Genomic DNA, 18,095 nt, shown 5'->3' on the forward strand with positions numbered 1-18,095 from the left:
TACTCCACATATGGCCGTTATAGTCAAGCTTGTACCCCAGGTTCAATTGTTGGCCTTAACGGCATCATATCCCCCTTCCAGGTTAATTACGTGGGTAAAACCCAAAGATTCTAATTTTTCCTGGGCCTTCGCACTGCGTCCGCCCATCTTACAATAGAGGTAAATGGTTTTATTTTTGTCCACTGTTTTAAATTGTTCCGAGAAATCAGCATCATACCAATTTATATTATCGGCATTCTCCAAGTGCCCGGCACCAAATTCTTCAGGGGTCCTAACATCTACCAAAATAGCGTTATCCAATAATTCCTGCTTAAAGTCGCCTATCGGCATTTTGTCCTTTTTTTCTTGGGAACAGCCCGTTTGCAATACTAGTACTACCAAAAAAAGAAATATTGTTCTCATAACTTAATTGCTTTATCAAAAATAAGAATTCTTCTTCAGAAAAAAATCACTTATTTTTGAAACGACAAACAGGTATGACAAAACAAGAATTAAATCCGGACATTTGGGTCGATAATTATTCCGATTACCTATTCAACTATGCGGTAAGCCGAGTAAGCGATTCTGAAATTGCCAAAGATTTGGTACAGGAGACTTTTTTTGCCGGATTAAAATCTGCGAAAAATTTTAAAGGGGAAGCTGCTGAACGCACTTGGCTGATCTCTATCCTAAAAAGAAAAGTGATTGATCATTATCGCAAAATAAATTCCAAAAAGGCGAAATCTATGGTCCGCATCACCCAAAACCAAAATAGTGAGGCCAATAGCAACTTTTTGGAAGAACAGGTCGCGGACCCAATGAGCCTATTGGAAAACAGCCAGATAGAAAACGAAGAATTGGGCATGGCAATTCAGGAATGTATAGCCAAGCTTCCAAAAAAACACGCTTTGGCATTTACTCTAAAGACTATAAACGGACTCAGTACCGAGGAGGTATGTAAGGAGCTGGATATCAATCCGTCTAATCTTTGGGTTATTCTCCATAGAGCAAGAACTGTTCTCATGGATTGCCTAAACAACAATTGGTTCAAGATATGAAAAGCTGTAAGGACGTTGAAATAATTTGTACTAAAGTTCAGTATAAGGAGGCCTCTTTCCTGGAGAAAATCAAGATTAAACTTCACGTATTGTTTTGCAAAACCTGTAAAACATTTTCTAAAAAAAACACCGAATTAACCTCTCTCTGTTCACAAGCCAACATTAAGACGCTTCCTATTGAAGAGAAGGAGAAGATGAAAACGAAGTTAAAATCAAGGAATTAAAAAGGCATCCAATACCAAAATACAGGCCCACCAAAAAATTGGAATGGCCTCGACCCAAAATGAAGAGAAATATTTGGATTGATTTCTTCTGGTCACCCCCATTAGCACTCCTAGAACTAGAAAGGCCAGACCCTTGCTCAATACCTCAAAACACGTCAAGTGATCTTTCATAAAAGTCAAAAAGAAAAAAACAATCGCTCCGGCAGCTCCCAAAAACTTTGTTTTTAGGTAACCATATCTTTGGGGCAAAGTTCTTAGTTCCGGATCATCATAATCCAAATCCCTTATTTCGAAAGGCAACATTAGGATCAGGACCAATAGAAATCGTTGTGCCAACTCCACCGTAACATCCCAATCCATAACCCTATCTGCAGCTACAATGGGCAATACTACCGTTGTACCTGCCCACACCAAAGCCACTATAAAAATCTTGAGCCCCCCCAAACTTCTAAGATTTTTTGCGTTGGGCAACAACGGAACAGCATATAAACTAGTCAGAACCGACAAAACAGCAAGGCCGATCCAAGCTTCATAGGACACAAAAAAAGAATGGTACAGAGCAAAGGCCCCTGCAATAAAACTTACGACCTGAATATTCTTATGGTAAGTATTGGCCACTAAAAAATACTTCTTTGCCTCCACCCCATATTTCACAAAATTGTAGCACGCAATTGTACCGAAAAAAACAAGATACGAGATATGATTGTCCCTGGACAGACCGAAAAAAACGCAGGAAATTTCAATTAATGCAAACACCGATAATGCTACATGTATACTGGCATCCAAGTAAAAATGAAATAAGTAACTACGCCAGTTCATAAATCAAAAATAGCCAAAGTGTTCATAACCTCTTATTTTAGTTAAAAACTTTGAAAGGAGTTGAAGGTAAAAGCTGCAAATTAAACATAAATAATGAGTAATTTTGCTCACCTATATTTTAGATTAAAATTGCTTGAATTTATGAGGACAGACTTATTTGCCTTGCGCCATATCGGCATTAGAGAAGAAGACCTTCCACAGATGCTACGAACCATCAATGTCAACTCTGTTGACCAGTTGATAAATGAAACTATTCCGGACGATATTCGTCTTGCAAAACCCTTGGCCTTGGAGACGCCGATGAGTGAGCACGAGTATTTGTCCCATATTCAAGTTTTATCCGAGAAGAATAAAGTTTTTAAGTCCTATATCGGTCTAGGTTATCATGAAAGTATAACCCCTTCAGTGATAAAAAGGAATATTTTGGAAAATGCAGGATGGTATACGGCCTACACCCCATACCAAGCTGAAATTGCCCAAGGGCGCCTAGAGGCCTTATTGAACTTCCAGACCGTAATAGCGGAACTCACTGGAATGGAATTGGCCAATGCCTCCCTTTTGGACGAGAGTACTGCCGCCGCTGAAGCCATGACCATGCTATTTGATGTGAGGAGTAGGGATCAAAAGAAAAACAACGTTTTAAAATTCTTTGTTTCCGAAGATATACTACCACAAACATTGTCCCTGCTAAAAACAAGGTCGACCCCATTGGAAATAGAACTTATTGTCGGCAACCATGAAAGCTTTGAATTTGGAGATGATTATTTTGGTGCCTTACTGCAATATCCAGGAAAGCATGGCCAAGTACATGATTATGCCCCATTCGTGGCCAAAGCAGTTGAAAAAAATATAAAAGTTGCCGTTGCTGCAGATATCTTAAGTTTGGCATTATTGACCCCTCCGGGTGAATTTGGAGCCGATGTGGTGGTTGGAACCACCCAACGATTTGGAATTCCCTTGGGCTACGGTGGACCTCATGCCGCCTTTTTTGCCACAAAAGAAGAGTACAAAAGAAGTATTCCAGGCAGAATAATCGGAGTTACAAAGGATACCGATGGCAAGCCTGCCTTAAGGATGGCGTTACAGACGAGGGAGCAACACATAAAACGTGACAAAGCTACCTCCAACATCTGTACAGCTCAGGTTCTATTGGCCGTAATGGCGGGAATGTACGCTGTTTATCACGGCCCAAAAGGATTAAAATATATTGCAAACAAGGTTCATTCCACAGCGGTTACCCTTGTGGATAGTCTTGAAAAATTAGGGTTGTATCAAACCAACACTTCTTATTTTGACACCATAAGCATAAAGGCGGATTCCTCAAAAGTGCGGCCCATTGCCGAAAAACATGAGGTTAATTTCCTATACGTTGATGCAGAGACAATATCGATTGCATTAAACGAAGCCACTTCCCTGAAAGATCTACAATTAATAGTAAATATTTTCGCCGAAGCCATAGGGAAAAAACCTATACTAATCAATGGCCTTTTACCACAATCCCTTCTTGAAAACAAGCTTGTGCGTACTTCAACCTTTTTGGAGAATAGCGTATTCAATTCCTATCACTCAGAAACCGAATTGATGCGTTATATAAAAAAATTGGAACGAAAAGATTTGGCTTTGAACCACTCCATGATTTCCTTGGGCTCATGTACCATGAAATTGAACGCTGCCTCCGAAATGTTGCCATTGAGTATGGCGCGTTGGGGAAATATACATCCCTTTGTGCCTATTGACCAAGCGGAAGGCTATCAGATCATCCTTAAGGAATTGGAAAAAGATCTTAATATCATCACTGGATTTTCAGGAACGTCTTTACAACCAAATTCCGGGGCTCAAGGAGAATTTGCCGGCCTAATGGTCATAAGGGCATATCACGAATCCCGAGGGGAAGGTCATAGAAATATTTGTTTAATACCTGCCTCTGCACATGGCACCAACCCTGCTTCAGCAGTTATGGCCGGCATGAAGGTAGTAGTTACCAAAACCGACGATAACGGGAACATAGATGTGGCCGACCTCGCTGAAAAGGCCGAGTTGTACAAAGACAATCTGTCGGCCTTAATGGTGACCTACCCATCTACCCATGGTGTATTCGAATCTTCCATAAAAGAAATCACAAAATTAATCCATGACAATGGGGGTCAAGTTTATATGGACGGGGCCAATATGAATGCACAGGTAGGATTGACCAATCCAGCTACCATTGGGGCCGATGTCTGCCATCTAAACCTACATAAAACATTCGCCATCCCCCACGGTGGTGGTGGCCCTGGAGTTGGACCTATTTGCGTAGCGGAACAATTGGTGCCATTTCTACCAGGAAACCCTGTAATTAAAACGGGTGGAGACAAGGCTATTACGGCCATATCGGCAGCACCTTGGGGAAGCTCGTTGGTATGTTTAATTTCTTATGGATATATAAAAATGTTGGGGGAAAACGGATTGACCCAGTCTACAAAGACCGCTATCCTAAATGCCAACTACATTAAAAATAAGCTTAGTGGAAAATTTGATGTGCTCTATACTGGAGAAAGAGGAAGGGCTGCCCATGAAATGATTATAGACTGTAGGCCTTTTAAAGAAAATGGAATAGAAGTTACGGATATCGCAAAAAGATTAATGGATTATGGATTTCATGCACCTACGGTTTCCTTCCCAGTTGCCGGAACCCTTATGATAGAGCCTACGGAGAGCGAAAGCTTGGCAGAATTGGACCGATTCTGTAGCGCTATGTTATCTATTCGTGAAGAAATTGATGCCGCATCTGTTGAGGACAACAACAATGCTCTGAAAAATGCACCACACACCCTGGAAATGATTACCACTGACAAATGGGAATTTCCATACAGTAGACAACAGGCGGCCTTCCCATTGCCATATATATTGGAAAACAAGTTTTGGCCTAGCGTAAGACGCGTGGACGACACATATGGAGACCGTAATTTAATATGTACCTGCGCTCCTATCGAAGCTTATGTAGAGGCCTAATAACTTCAACAAAATCAAGCCTTTTAAAGCCTTTCCTTTAATTGTGAAAGGCTTTTTTATTGGTAAATACAAAAGCGGAATTATCTTGAACATCATATCAAATCCAAAGGACATAAATTACCGCGGATCAATTGGTTTATATTTATACTATTAAATTTGCAAATTATTATGAACATTGGCATTACTGGCACTGGTTCTTACCTACCATCTATCGTAACAAAGAATTTAGATTTTAAAAATCATGATTTTTTAAATGAGGATGGCACTCCCTTTAAGCATCCAAATGATGTGATCATTCAAAAATTCCAAGGCATTACCGGAATTAGTGAAAGGCGCTATGCAGAAGATAACTTAAACACCTCCAAACTGGCATTTTTTGCAGCAGAAAAGGCAATAGCCGATGCCAAAATTGACAAAGAGGAACTGGACTATATAATTTTTGCCCATAATTTTGGTGATGTATCCGTTGGCAAAAACCAAGGTGACACCTTACCAAGTTTGGCCACAAGGGTAAAACACCAATTACAAATCAAGAATCCCAAATGTGTTGCCTATGATCTCCTATTTGGTTGTCCAGGTTGGATAGAAGGAGTAATCCAGGCAAATGCATTTATCAAAAGCGGTATTGCCAAAAAATGTCTTGTAATTGGCGCAGAAACCCTGTCAAGGATTGTGGACAAACATGATCGGGACTCCATGATCTATTCGGATGGTGCCGGGGCCACAATAGTTGAAGCTCGAGAAAATGCTGGCCAAATCCTTTCGCACAATAGCGCGACCTATGCTAATGAGGAAGCATTTTTTCTTTTCTTTGGCGAGTCCTATTCCAAAACAACACAAGACGACACGCGATACATAAAAATGCATGGCAGAAAAATATATGAATTTGCGGTAACCCATGTGCCCCAGGCCATGAAAGACTGTTTGGACGAAAGTGGAGTGCCTATCACCGAAGTAAAAAAAATATTCATTCATCAGGCCAATGAAAAAATGGACGAGGCCATAGTAAAACGTTTTTACAATCTTTTCAATATGGAAATGCCCAATGGAATTATGCCCATGAGCATAGAAAAATTGGGAAATAGTTCCGTAGCTACCATACCCACCCTATTTGATATGGTGAAAAATGGAAAAATGGAAAATCAATCGATAAAAAAGGGAGATGTTGTTATATTTGCCAGTGTTGGTGCAGGCATGAACATAAACGCCATTGTCTATAAGGTTTAATCCATAGACTATTAAACACTATTTCAAATATCTTTGTTTCTGGTTTTTGGGTCATTCCTTATTAAACCGCAATGAACATGTTAAACAACAAACCAGATCACCGCCGATGTACGAAAGAACCTTCCCGAACAAACGTTTTAAACATACCCTGGAATTTCTCCAAAAACACGTATCTACCGATCAATCCATTTTAGATCTAGGGGTCGAAAATCCCTTTTCCAAGATTATGAAGGAAAATGGATACCAAGTAGAGAATACAGCAGGAGAGGATTTGGATCTGGATTTTTCGGCTGCCCTTACCACCAAGGCTGAAGTTGCCACGGCCTTTGAAATTTTTGAACATCTTTTGGCCCCGTTCAATATCCTTAGTCAAATTAAAACCGATAAATTGGTAGCCAGTATCCCTCTAAGACTATGGTTTTCATCGGCTTACAAAAGCAAGACCGATCCGTGGGACAGGCATTATCACGAGTTTGAAGACTGGCAGTTTGATTGGTTACTGGAAAAGGCCGGATGGGAAATTAAGGATAGGGCAAAATGGACCAATCCCGTAAAAAAAATTGGGATAAGGCCACTGCTCCGTAGTTTTACCCCCAGATATTACATTGTTTATGCCGAAAGAAAAAACAGCTCCCAATAGAATCCCAACAAAAATAAAGGGCTGGATGTTCCAACCATTAAAACAAATAAATTTTTAGCGGTGAACTACTATATTATCATTCCTGCTCATAACGAAGGTCTATTCTTAAGGGACGCCTTGCAATCTGTCATTATACAAACCATGCCCCCAAAAAGAGTTGTTGTAGTTAATGATAATTCGTCGGATAATACCGAGCAAATAATAGACAGCTTTACTGCAAAACACAATTATATCTCGAAGATCAATGTACAATCATCCGCTACTCATTTGCCAGGCAGCAAGGTGGTTAATGCTTTTAACAAAGGCTTGGAACAATTAGATGACGACTACGACTTTATAGTGAAGTTAGATGCCGATATAATTCTTCCTAATTCCTATTTCGAAAAAGTAGCCAAGATATTTTCAACAGATGCAAAAATTGGGATAGCCGGTGGTTTTGCTTATGAGCAAGACAAAAACGGTGAATGGAAATTAAATCACCCTATGGACAAAGACCATGTGCGCGGGGCATTTAAAGCTTACAGTAAGAGATGTTTTAATTCCATTGGCGGACTTAAAACAGCCATGGGATGGGATACCGTGGACGAGCTGCTTGCCCAATACAACGGTTTTAATATCTATACCGATAGCAACCTGCACGTTAAACACTTACGCCCATTGGGAAATGCTTATAACAAAAAAGCCAAATTACTCCAAGGAAAGGCCATGTTCACTATGAGGTACGGGTTTCTGATTACTCTTATTGCTTCGGTAAAAATGGCCTTGAAACAAAAAAAACCAAGAGCATTTCTAGATAATCTTCAAGGCTATTTTTCAGCCAGGAAAGAAAAAACAGATTTTCTTGTAAACCCTGTGGAGGGCAAGTTTATTCGCCAGCTGCGATGGAGAAAAATAAAAGCCAAACTCTTCCAATAAGAAAAGTTTGGCTTTTTTATTTTTACAACAAAATATTATTCTATCACCTCTTCAATAGGCTCTCCAGTAGTTCCTGAAGGAGCGTTCATTCCCATTAAGGCAGCTATTGTTGGAGCTATGTCCGGAATTTCGGTTCTATTAACCGTACTGCCCTTCTTAATACCTTTACCATAAAATAATAAGGGTGCATGCGTATCGTAGTTCCATGGCGACCCATGTGTTGATCCTGTCTTTCCGTAATTTCCGCTTCCCGGATCGAACACCATCAACACATCCCCTGAACGTTTTTGATTGAACCCGTTCTGAACGAAATAAGGAATTCCACTAGTATATTGATTTTGCCACATCTGATTGGCCGTAAACACCTTATAAATACCGTCATATTGAATTAACTCCAAGGCCAATTCCTCTTCAACATCATCTATGTCCAAATCCAAACTTTTGATTACCCTATAATCCAAAAACAACTGATTATTGGAAGTCTTCTTCACAATATCGGTAGTTCCATAGGTATACTTCAAATATTCTGTAAGTCGGTCGTTCAATTTTTTTGATTCCACTACACCAGCGGGAAGATTCTGATCCCTTAAAAAAGCCGGAACATTAATTGCTGCATGATCTGCAGTTAGAAAAACGGTATATTCCCCAGTTCCCACTTTTTTATCCAAGGTGTCGAAAAGACGTTTTAAATCTTGGTCCAAACGCAGATAGGTATCCTCTACTTCTTTCGAATTCACCCCCCATTTATGACCTACATAATCCGTACTTGAGAAACTAATTGCCAGGAAGTCTGTAAAATTATCGGTTCCAAGTGACTCCTTATCCACAGCCTCCAAAGCAAAATCAGCGGTTAGGCTATTGCCATAAGGAGTACTTTTTAGGATACTATATTTGCCGTTATTATCCCACAAGCCAACTAAATCGTGAGGAAATGTTGGGGTGGACTGACCTTCAAAGAGCCCTTCGTAATTATTGTTATCAGCTCCACTTTCTATATAGCTATTGATGTCTTTGAGGGTTGTCCAAGGTTTTTTGTATTTAGCTACACTTTTTTGTGCATTGAATTCAGTGACCCATTTAGGCAATTCATCCATATAATAAGAGCTGGTAATCCAATTGCCTTCAGCCCCACCATCAAACCAATAAGCGGCATTGGCCGTATGGCCACCAGGCAGAACGGCACCTCTATCTTTAATTGCAACAGCTATCACTTTGCCGCGCATTTGGGTGTGCAACCTTACTTGGTCAGTTATGGTCGTAGTTTGCATCCTATGCGGGGACATTTTTCCGGCATCGGAAGACGTTCCGACCGAATTATAACTGGGATCTCCTGCGCAGTAAACGCTTTCATCCGCATATTTATCATACCAATCATTCGCTATAATACCGTGAACAGATGGGGTTGTTCCCGCATACACAGAAGCATGTCCGGCGCCAGTAACTGTTGGTGCATAATTAAAATGATTGTTCTTGCAATTAAACCCATCATTCACCAAACGCTTAAATCCACCATCCCCATATTGATTCCAGAAACGGGTCAAATAATCGTACCTCATTTGATCTACCACAATCCCCACTACTAACTTAGGCGTAGTGGCAATATTCTTATTAGTTACAATCTCGGCATTGGATATGGCCTCTACCCTATCTTTTTTGGATTTTCTTTGGGCATTTACTTTAACTGGATTAAATCCTATTAAAAGCGCTAAAAGCAATAGCAGCAGACTCTTATTTTGCATTCTTCTTATTTTTAAAGAAACAAAAATATAGAAATAAAACCTTTAAATTTTAATTGGAAGTTAAATGATTCTTAATATTGTTATTTTTACATTCCTAAGCAATATTTTATATTGAATGAATTATTTAGCATCAATAGGCAGCTATTTTATAATGATCAAGGAGGTTTTTAAAAAACCCACCAAATGGTCTATTATGAAAACCCTAATACTAAAGGAAATAGACGAATTGGTTTATGGTTCCATGGGTATTATAATTTTCATTTCCTTCTTTATCGGGGGTGTAGTTTCCATACAGACCGCATTAAACATTACCAATCCTCTTATACCTCGAAACCTTATTGGGTTTGCCACCAGGCAATCGGTAATATTGGAATTTGCTCCAACCTTCACCTCAATAATTATGGCCGGTAAAGTGGGTTCCTATATCACATCCAGTATTGGCACCATGAGGGTAACGGAACAAATTGATGCCTTGGAAATCATGGGGGTCAATTCTTTGAACTACCTGGTTTTTCCAAAAATAATAGCGATGTTGTTTTATCCTTTTGTGATTGCAATAGCTATGTATGTGGGTATCTTTGGAGGATGGACAGCCGGTGTTTTTGGAGGGTTTAGCTCCAGTGCAGACTTTGTTGAAGGCTTGCAATTGGACTTCATTCCATTTCATGTCACTTATTCCTTTGTAAAATCGATAGTATTTGCATTAATTATAGCTACCATACCATCTTTTCACGGTTATTACATGAAAGGGGGGGCATTGGAAGTTGGCAAGGCCAGTACCACCGCCTTTGTATGGACAAGTGTTGTGATCATTATTGTAAATTATATCTTAACACAATTACTCTTGGGCTAATGATAGAAGTAGACAACATACATAAATCGTTCGGGGAAAGCCATGTTTTAAAAGGCATTAGTTCCAATTTTGAAAAGGGCAAGACCAACCTTATAATAGGACAAAGTGGATCCGGTAAAACAGTCTTTTTGAAATGTCTTTTGGGCCTCTTTACACCGGATGAAGGCACCATTAGCTATGACGGAAAAATCTATTCCGAACTATCCGCAAGTGAACAACGCAACTTAAGACAGGAGATGGGCATGGTGTTTCAGGGTAGCGCCCTGTTCGATTCCATGACCGTACAGGGTAATGTTATGTTTCCCCTGGGCATGTTCACCAAACAATCGAAATCGGAAATGCAGGATCGGGTAGATTTTGTACTTAAACGCGTAAACCTAGTTGATGCACATAATAAATTTCCATCGGAAATATCGGGAGGAATGCAAAAGCGTGTTGCCATTGCCAGGGCAATTGTAATGAATCCGAAATACTTATTTTGTGATGAACCCAATTCTGGACTGGATCCTAAAACAGCTATCCTAATAGACAATCTTATCCACGAAATTACCCAAGAATACGATATTACTACGGTAATCAATACCCATGACATGAATTCTGTTATGGAAATTGGCGAGAAGATAATTTTCCTCAAAAATGGCCTAAAGGAATGGGAAGGCAGTAATAAGGAAATTTTTAAAACAGATAACGAAGCCGTAACCGACTTCGTCTATTCCTCCGAATTATTTAAAAAGGTGCGACAAATGTATATCGAGGAGCGGAATTAACTCGGTTCTTCCCTGACTTGAATCTTGGAATTCTTTAACCTTAGTCGCAACCAATCCGTTAGTTTTTGGGAATCGGTTTTAATTTGCTTGTCAGGCACACCCTTTTTCCACTTTACATTAAATACTGGGATGGTATCCAGTTTATTAAAATCGGTTGTAATGGTATACGAAAAGCCTAAACTAGTCAAATTTTCATAATTGGTCTTGGCCTCCGCACTAATTTCTTGAAAGGGAATCTGCTGTTCAACAATCTTGCTCATTTTACCAACCTCCTCCTTTAAAACCTGAATTTGCTGTTCCTTGCTTAGTAATTCCGCCTTTTTGGATTCATAAAGCTCGCTGACATACCTCATTTGATCCAATTCCTGATTTTTAGATCCCTGAACAATTTTTAATTCTATATTTTTAAGCTTGTCGAAGGTATTTTTTTGGGTATTCCAAGTTGCAATAACATTGTCCGGTATGGTTTCGTTGCCCATAAACACCAGTTCAATAAAACCATTTTCACCGTGATTGTATTGAATATCGGTCAAATTCTCTAAATATCTACCCTCCCCAGGTAATTCATAAGGCACAATATTGCTAGCAACGAATTGATTGGCCTGCTTTCGAAACAAAGATTCCTGAAACACATCGTAAAAGGTAAATCCGGCCGGAATCATAACTAAAATCGCCACTGTAGAGGCCATTCTAGCGATAAACCTTCTACGCTGTGAATTGGCATAGCGCACCATAGGAAAACGCAATAATTTTAGAACCAAAAAAGTAGCCAGCGCAATAAAAATAGTATTTATGGTGAAAAGGTACATGGCACCGGTAGCATAACCAAAATTACCAATGGCCAACCCAAAACCAACAGTACATAAGGGTGGCATCAAAGCCGTAGCAATTGCCACTCCATAGATAACGCTGGCAATAGTCCCTTTTTTGGCCCTGGCAATTACCAATGCCAAACCTCCAAAAAATGCAATAAGCACATCTCTGATGTCAGGAGCGGTCCTAGCCAGTAATTCCGATGATTCATCCCTTAATGGGAATAAATAAAAGAATAAAAATGCGGTAATAACGCTTAAACCAACCATGACGGCAAAATTCTTCAATGAACGTCTCAAGGTATCTATGTCATTAATGGCCAAAGACAGCCCAATACCCAAAATAGGGCCCATTAAAGGCGAAATTAACATGGCGCCGATAACTACTGCAGTGGAATTGGCATTAAGTCCAACAGATGCGATAAAAATAGAGCATATTAAAATCCAGGAGGTATGGCCCTTAAAAGGAATATCAGCAATAATGGATTCTTTTGTAGCTTCTGGATCGGTATTCTTGCGTATATCCAATAGATCGGCCAGAAATACTTTAACACCATCCAAAAGACCCCTAAAATCTCTCTTTATATCTTGCCCGCTACCCTCAGGAAAATCCTGATTCTGGTCTTTATTCAAATTTTCCTCCATAATTAAGCCAGCTGATCTCCAAATTTATCTTTAACTTTTGCAAGTACCTTTTTAATATCCTGTTCCTTGGATTTGGGATATATGAGTAAAACCTCCTCCTTGTCTACCACAATATAGTCTTTTAATCCATCAATAACGATAATTTTTCCTTTTGGGGAACGAATCATATTCCCCTGGGAATCCTCAGCTAAAACTTGACAATTCACCAAAGCGTTGTCATTATCGTCCTTGTCCAATTTATCGTACAACGAGCCCCATGTACCAAGATCGTTCCAATCAAAAGTGGCCGGCAGTACAAAAATATTACTGGACGGTTCCAAAATGGCATAATCTATTGAAACATTCTCTGCCTTAGGGTAATTTTCATTAATAAATGCCCTTTCCTGACCGGTATTATAGTAAGTCCATCCACTCAGAAATAAATTGTATTGTTCGGGTTGATATTTTTTAAAAGCATCGACAATAGTTTTTACACTCCACATGAAAATACCGGCATTCCATAAAAAATTACCTTGTTTTATGAAATCCTTTGCCGTTTCATAATCAGGTTTTTCCCTAAACTGATTAACGTTCTTCAGTGGTTCCCGACTATTGTTCTTTTCAAATTCTATATACCCAAAGCCGGTATTGGGAAAAGTAGGTTTTATACCCAGCGTACAGAGTACATTTTCCCTTTCACACTTATCGAAACAGGTTATAACGTCCTTGGCAAATGCCTCCTCATCCTCTATCCAGTGATCACTGGGGGCAACTATCATAACGGCATCAGGGTTCTTCTTTTGTATTTTTAAGGCCGCATACAGTATACATGGAGCAGTGTTGCGCATGGCCGGCTCCAACACTACTTGCTCTTGCTTAACCTCTGGCAATTGCTCCAAGACCAATTCGTTATATCTTTCATTGGTCAAGATCAATATATTTTCAACCGGCACAAACTTAGCCAGCCTTTTAAAAGTCTTCTGTATCAAGGTATCCCCTGTACCCAACATATCATGAAACTGCTTAGGATAAGCAGTTGTGCTTATCGGCCAAAATCTGGAACCAACTCCGCCTGCCATTAAAACTGCATAATAATTTTTATTCATAGTTCCTTATCTTAATCCTTTATCAATTCTACCTCGGCATTGGGCTGAAAAAGATATACCCTGCCCGTAGCTACTTCAACACACTCGTATCGCTTTACCCTTTTATTCTTCTTTTGAAATAGTTTTCCATTGTATATCCTGAAAACACTGCCATGAGGCAATTCAAAAATATAAGATTTCTCCTTATCCTGTACATCAAATTGTTTAAGGGCCAAAGATAAACCAGCGTCGGTATCACTACTCGCTTTTGGATTTCTAAAATGTCTGGCCAACATAGGCAAAAGATTGGTTGGAAAAACCTCAGGTCTTAAAAACGGCAGCATTAGATATTGAAACGTCCTTTTCCACTCCAATCCGTGCGGTTTTATTTTCCGTCCATATTTTTCAAAAGCAACCAAATGCGCTATTTCATGAACCAAAGTGATCAAGAATCGATATTTATTTAGAGTGGCGTTCACGGTAATCTGATGGGATCCGTTGGGCATCCGCCTATAATCTCCATGACGGGTAACCCGTTGATTCACAATCTTAAGGTGTACCCCATTTTCTTTTATAAGTTCCATACTTAAACTTACCGCCCTTTCAGGAAGATACTTTTCCAAAGTGTCCTGCATAGCAACAAAATTAGAAATTTTAAGATTCCATATAGCCTTAAGCAGAAATTTTATCCAAAATACAATTATCAATACCAAAAAAAATGTATCCTGAAGAATATTTACATTTTTATTAACGATTAAAGACAACTTCTTTCCACTAACTTTGCATTCCCGTTGAACACAGCGAAAAACAAACTATTATTATAATTATGAACGAGTTAAGAACCACCAATAAGTTATTGCTTATTATAGTAATCCCCTTAGTGTTTTACTTACTAAAACTTCTGTCGTTCATCTTTATCCCCCTCATTTTCTCTATGTTCATAGCTTTATTGTTCCTACCTATTATGCGGTGGCTCAATAAAAAGAATGTATCCAAACCTATCAGTATTTTTATTGTTATATTGATTTTCATTGGAGCCTTAAAAATAGGCGGAGAACTTATACAACTTACCAGCAAGGAAATACTATCTGCAGACAATGCTTTTTTTCAAAAAGCGGAGACCAAATTGGAAGCCCTGTTATTAGGAATGGAAGATTACCTTGGAATACCCTATGCCAAAGAGGAAAACATCATTAACAATTTTATTCCCAAAGAAAGTATGATGAAGAACTTTGGGACGACCCTGGATTTTATTGGCAATACGGTCACCATGATATTAATGACGGTGTTTTTTGTTGTGCTTTGGTTGGCAGAATCAATAAACGTTCAGAAATTAATGAACAATACCATTCTAAAACAAAAGCACACCTCGGTTAAAACGTTTGTAAAAGTTGAAAAAGACCTTATTACATTTATTAAGGTCAAATTTCTAGTAAGCCTTTTTACGGGAATCGGAATTGGATTGGCATGCGTGTTCTTTGATGTAAGTTTTCCAATTTTCTGGGGACTTTTCGCTTTTGCCATAAATTTTGTCCAAATGGTCGGCTCCATTATTTCCGTAGTGCTATTGGCGCTATTTGCTTTTGTAGAATTGGAGCCCACGAGCACACTCTTGTTCTTTGTTATTTCCATTACCGGGGTACAGGTTTTGTTCGGATCAATACTGGAACCCGTATTTATGGGAAAATCTTTCTCCATTAACATCATTACCGTTTTGGTAATGTTGATGTTATGGGGATATATATGGGGGGTACCTGGATTGATCATGGCAATACCAATTACCGTATTTATCAAGATTATTTTGGAACAATTCCCACAAACAAAAATAATAGCCAGTCTAATTTCAGGGAACCAACCTCTAAAGCCTAAGCCCCAAAAGTAAGGTAGTTGGTTATAATTTAAGCAAGGAGATCAACTCTTCCATTTGCTCAAAGGTTTTGGTAACTTCTTTTTCAAAATCAGGGTCCTCGTTTAACAAGGTATAACCATAAACATCAAATCCTCCAGAGGTGGCCGCCTTGGCTCCCTTAAAGGAATCCTCTATTACCAAGCATTCGTTTGGAGAATAACCCATGGATTCTGAAGCATACAAGTAAATAGCGGGATCGGGTTTCCATTTTCCAATATCATAACAACTGAAGATATTGTTTTTAAAAAACGAGGAGAGTCCGGCGGTTGCCAAATTCCTTTTAATTTTTTCCTGTGGCCCACTGGATGCAACACAAAATGGCAGCGTCAATTTACTCAAGACCTGTTCAACCCCTTCCACCGGTTTCAGATGGGTCGAAAACATTTCGTAGGATCTTTGTCTATATTCAATTTCAAAATCCAGGGGCAGTTGCTTTTGTATAATCGCCTCCACCTGTCTAATGCTATCATTCAGAAAACCCCCTTTAAAATGTTGCATGGCATAGGAAATATCTATCCCAGCGCCTTGTTCATTGGCCATATCCACAAATACCTGATTGCCCAACAGCTCACTATCTACCAATACCCCATCACAGTCGAAAATAACACACTTGTATTCTTTCATTGGTTTATAAAAATTAAGGCGTTGAGTTGGACACCTGTAGTAATTTTCCATTGTACAGTTTATGGCCGCTAAGAGCAAAATCCTTGATATATGTAGCCATTTCCAAAGCGGTTGTTGGCGCCTTATAACCAGGAAAAGCTTCCTCCAACATTTCGGTCTGTACGGCCCCTAAGGCCAATACATTAAATGATGGTCCCGATTCCTTGAATTCCTCTGCCCACAATTCTGTCATAGTAATTACGGCACCTTTACTGGAACTATAGGCAGATAATCCCGCAAATTTCATACTACCCTGAACACCCCCCATAGAACTAATGGTTACCACATGACCAGTTTTGGGCATTAAGGGAATTATTCTTTTGGTAATATTGGCTACTCCAAATACATTCACTTTATAAACCTCTTCAAATGCTTCCATAGAAGTTTCCAAAAAAGGTTTGTTCAGCAATTTACCTGCATTGTTTATAAGGACATCAACTTGCTTCCAATTATTTTTTATGAACTCGTCCATTTGGACGTAATCCGACTCATTGGCCAAATCAAACGAAAAGCTGGAAATATTCCGATGATTCAATGCGGCAATAGGGGCATTATTTCTGGATAGGGCCAACACTTTATGACCTTCATTGGCAAATAACTGTGCCATTTGAAAGCCAATCCCCCTACTACTTCCAGTAATTACAATATTCGCCATTATTTATATTCTAACTCCCTTACCGGGGCATTAATAATATCTTCCAAAACCGGAAGGGTTTTATTTACCAATAAGGCCATATGGTCAAAATCCATTATGGAAAACTCATCGCCCACCTTGTGATAGTGATCGAAATTGGTGAAATCGAAGGTACAAAAGGTTTGGGAAGGAACCCCAAACTCTAAATGAAAGGGATAATTATCGGATCTTTTAAACAGATTGTATTCCTTTGCCGTTGGAAGAAATCCAACCAATTTCTCCTCGGCATAAGTATTGCAAATATCCGCTAAATTGGATTCCTCATAGCCCGTTACATACATAAAATAATCCTTACCCACTAGAGGGACTCCTACCATTTCAAAATTCAGCATGGCATAGAGATCCAAATTCTGATCTTTCAGCTTTTTGGCCAAATGCTTCGAGCCCAAAAGACCTTTTTCCTCACCACTGAATAGGGCAAAAATTACGCTTCGCTTATTATTTCTATACTTGCCAAAATAACGGGCAAACTCCAAGACCGCGGTAGTACCGGAGGCATTATCATTGGCACCATTGGCAATATTATCATCGGCCACCGGATCAGCAGTACCTATATGGTCATAATGGGCACCGATTATAACGTATTCGTTCTTTAAGTGTTCGTCCGAGCCTTCAATGAACCCAACTAAATTGTATGCCGGTTTTTCAAAATTGGTCAAGGTATCCCTGTAAGTCTTAAAGTAGGGACCAATCCCATTACTTTTAAAAATAGTTTCAATATATTCAGCTGCCATTTCTATTCCTTCGCTACCAGTTTCCCTACCCTGAAGTTCATCCGATGCCAAATAGGAAATTATTCCCCCAATCCTTTTTTCTGTGGAAAAATCAGCAATTACAGAAGAAACTTCTGCACTACCATGAGCTAGGGAGGCATCCATGGCAATTACACCAGAACCATTGGTCCCATTTGCCAGACCAACCGACTTATTTATTTTAGCGCTACCGCAGCCAAAGGTTATAGCTAATATGGCAAGACCAATAATATTTTTCATCAATTGATTTTTATTTGTCATGTAATCGAATTGTATTTTATTCAGCATTTATATCAAGGTCTAAATGAATCATGAATACGTTAGTGCAATTCATATAACCATCA

Annotated in this window: 17 protein-coding genes; 8 read left to right on the forward strand and 9 right to left on the reverse strand. The window is 39.2% G+C overall.

Going from position 1 to position 18,095, the window contains the following annotated elements:
• Positions 1–42: 42 nt before the first annotated feature.
• Entirely contained in the window at positions 43–402 is a 360-nt protein-coding gene (locus LV92_RS14510; RefSeq protein ID WP_111624354.1) for a rhodanese-like domain-containing protein, read from the reverse strand.
• 74 nt (positions 403–476) lie between these two features.
• On the opposite strand from LV92_RS14510, the gene LV92_RS14515 reads away from it, so the two are divergent.
• On the forward strand, positions 477–1,037 hold the full coding sequence (locus tag LV92_RS14515) for a sigma-70 family RNA polymerase sigma factor (RefSeq protein WP_111624355.1): 561 nt from the start codon (positions 477–479) through the stop codon (positions 1,035–1,037).
• A gap of 212 nt (positions 1,038–1,249) precedes the next feature.
• On the opposite strand, the gene LV92_RS14525 is transcribed toward LV92_RS14515, so the two are convergent.
• Positions 1,250–2,080: a UbiA prenyltransferase family protein gene (locus LV92_RS14525; RefSeq protein ID WP_111624357.1), complete on the reverse strand. Its 831-nt coding sequence runs from the start codon at positions 2,078–2,080 to the stop codon at positions 1,250–1,252.
• 141 nt (positions 2,081–2,221) lie between these two features.
• Here LV92_RS14525 and gcvP point away from each other — a divergent pair, with 141 nt between their 5' ends.
• The 4 genes from gcvP (at position 2,222) to LV92_RS14545 (ending at position 7,853) form a co-directional block, all read left to right on the forward strand.
• Positions 2,222–5,071 carry an aminomethyl-transferring glycine dehydrogenase gene (gene gcvP / locus LV92_RS14530; RefSeq protein WP_111624358.1) on the forward strand — a complete coding sequence of 950 codons (2,850 nt, stop codon included), beginning with the start codon at positions 2,222–2,224 and terminating at the stop codon, positions 5,069–5,071.
• A gap of 168 nt (positions 5,072–5,239) precedes the next feature.
• Positions 5,240–6,298 carry a 3-oxoacyl-ACP synthase III family protein gene (locus LV92_RS14535; RefSeq protein ID WP_111624359.1) on the forward strand — a complete coding sequence of 353 codons (1,059 nt, stop codon included), beginning with the start codon at positions 5,240–5,242 and terminating at the stop codon, positions 6,296–6,298.
• Between the two features lie 106 nt (positions 6,299–6,404).
• Positions 6,405–6,938, forward strand: a complete 534-nt coding sequence (locus LV92_RS14540; RefSeq protein ID WP_111624360.1) for a methyltransferase — start codon at positions 6,405–6,407, stop codon at positions 6,936–6,938.
• A gap of 60 nt (positions 6,939–6,998) precedes the next feature.
• Positions 6,999–7,853 (forward strand): glycosyltransferase, encoded by an 855-nt coding sequence (locus tag LV92_RS14545; RefSeq protein ID WP_111624361.1) that lies wholly within the window; start codon positions 6,999–7,001, stop codon positions 7,851–7,853.
• Positions 7,854–7,888: 35 nt separating this feature from the next.
• Here the strand turns inward: LV92_RS14545 and pafA are convergent, their stop codons facing one another.
• Positions 7,889–9,592 carry an alkaline phosphatase PafA gene (gene pafA / locus LV92_RS14550; RefSeq protein ID WP_111624362.1) on the reverse strand — a complete coding sequence of 568 codons (1,704 nt, stop codon included), beginning with the start codon at positions 9,590–9,592 and terminating at the stop codon, positions 7,889–7,891.
• 115 nt (positions 9,593–9,707) lie between these two features.
• On the opposite strand from pafA, the gene LV92_RS14555 reads away from it, so the two are divergent.
• Both LV92_RS14555 and LV92_RS14560 read left to right on the forward strand, forming a co-directional pair.
• Complete coding sequence (locus tag LV92_RS14555) at positions 9,708–10,445, forward strand: MlaE family ABC transporter permease (protein ID WP_111624363.1); 738 nt, start codon at positions 9,708–9,710, stop codon at positions 10,443–10,445.
• Positions 10,445–11,212 carry an ABC transporter ATP-binding protein gene (locus tag LV92_RS14560; protein ID WP_111624364.1) on the forward strand — a complete coding sequence of 256 codons (768 nt, stop codon included), beginning with the start codon at positions 10,445–10,447 and terminating at the stop codon, positions 11,210–11,212. Before LV92_RS14555 ends, LV92_RS14560 begins: the two co-directional genes overlap by 1 nt.
• Here the strand turns inward: LV92_RS14560 and LV92_RS14565 are convergent.
• From LV92_RS14565 to LV92_RS14575, 3 genes are read right to left on the reverse strand one after another with little or no spacing between them, the layout of a single operon-like run.
• A complete protein-coding gene (locus LV92_RS14565) occupies positions 11,209–12,669 on the reverse strand; it encodes a DUF389 domain-containing protein (protein ID WP_111624365.1) in 1,461 nt (486 codons plus the stop codon). The genes LV92_RS14560 and LV92_RS14565 overlap by 4 nt on opposite strands.
• Before the next feature lie 2 nt (positions 12,670–12,671).
• On the reverse strand, positions 12,672–13,754 hold the full coding sequence (locus LV92_RS14570) for a mannose-1-phosphate guanylyltransferase (RefSeq protein ID WP_111624366.1): 1,083 nt from the start codon (positions 13,752–13,754) through the stop codon (positions 12,672–12,674).
• An 11-nt stretch (positions 13,755–13,765) separates the two neighbouring features.
• Positions 13,766–14,368: a SprT-like domain-containing protein gene (locus LV92_RS14575; protein WP_111624522.1), complete on the reverse strand. Its 603-nt coding sequence runs from the start codon at positions 14,366–14,368 to the stop codon at positions 13,766–13,768.
• A gap of 191 nt (positions 14,369–14,559) precedes the next feature.
• Between LV92_RS14575 and LV92_RS14580 the strand changes: the two genes are divergently transcribed.
• Complete coding sequence (locus LV92_RS14580) at positions 14,560–15,615, forward strand: AI-2E family transporter (RefSeq protein WP_111624367.1); 1,056 nt, start codon at positions 14,560–14,562, stop codon at positions 15,613–15,615.
• Between the two features lie 9 nt (positions 15,616–15,624).
• Here the strand turns inward: LV92_RS14580 and LV92_RS14585 are convergent, their stop codons facing one another.
• The 3 genes from LV92_RS14585 to LV92_RS14595 are packed head-to-tail and all read right to left on the reverse strand — an operon-like array spanning position 15,625 to position 17,991.
• On the reverse strand, positions 15,625–16,266 hold the full coding sequence (locus LV92_RS14585; protein WP_111624368.1) for an HAD family hydrolase: 642 nt from the start codon (positions 16,264–16,266) through the stop codon (positions 15,625–15,627).
• 13 nt (positions 16,267–16,279) lie between these two features.
• Entirely contained in the window at positions 16,280–16,960 is a 681-nt protein-coding gene (locus LV92_RS14590) for an SDR family NAD(P)-dependent oxidoreductase (protein WP_111624369.1), read from the reverse strand.
• The gene (locus LV92_RS14595; RefSeq protein ID WP_111624523.1) at positions 16,960–17,991 is read right to left on the reverse strand and encodes a M28 family metallopeptidase; all 1,032 of its coding nucleotides are present in this window, start codon (positions 17,989–17,991) and stop codon (positions 16,960–16,962) included. Before LV92_RS14595 ends, LV92_RS14590 begins: the two co-directional genes overlap by 1 nt.
• Positions 17,992–18,095: the final 104 nt, after the last annotated feature.

Origin of the sequence: Arenibacter echinorum, assembly GCF_003259375.1 — a bacterium.
Lineage (GTDB): Bacteria > Bacteroidota > Bacteroidia > Flavobacteriales > Flavobacteriaceae > Arenibacter > Arenibacter echinorum.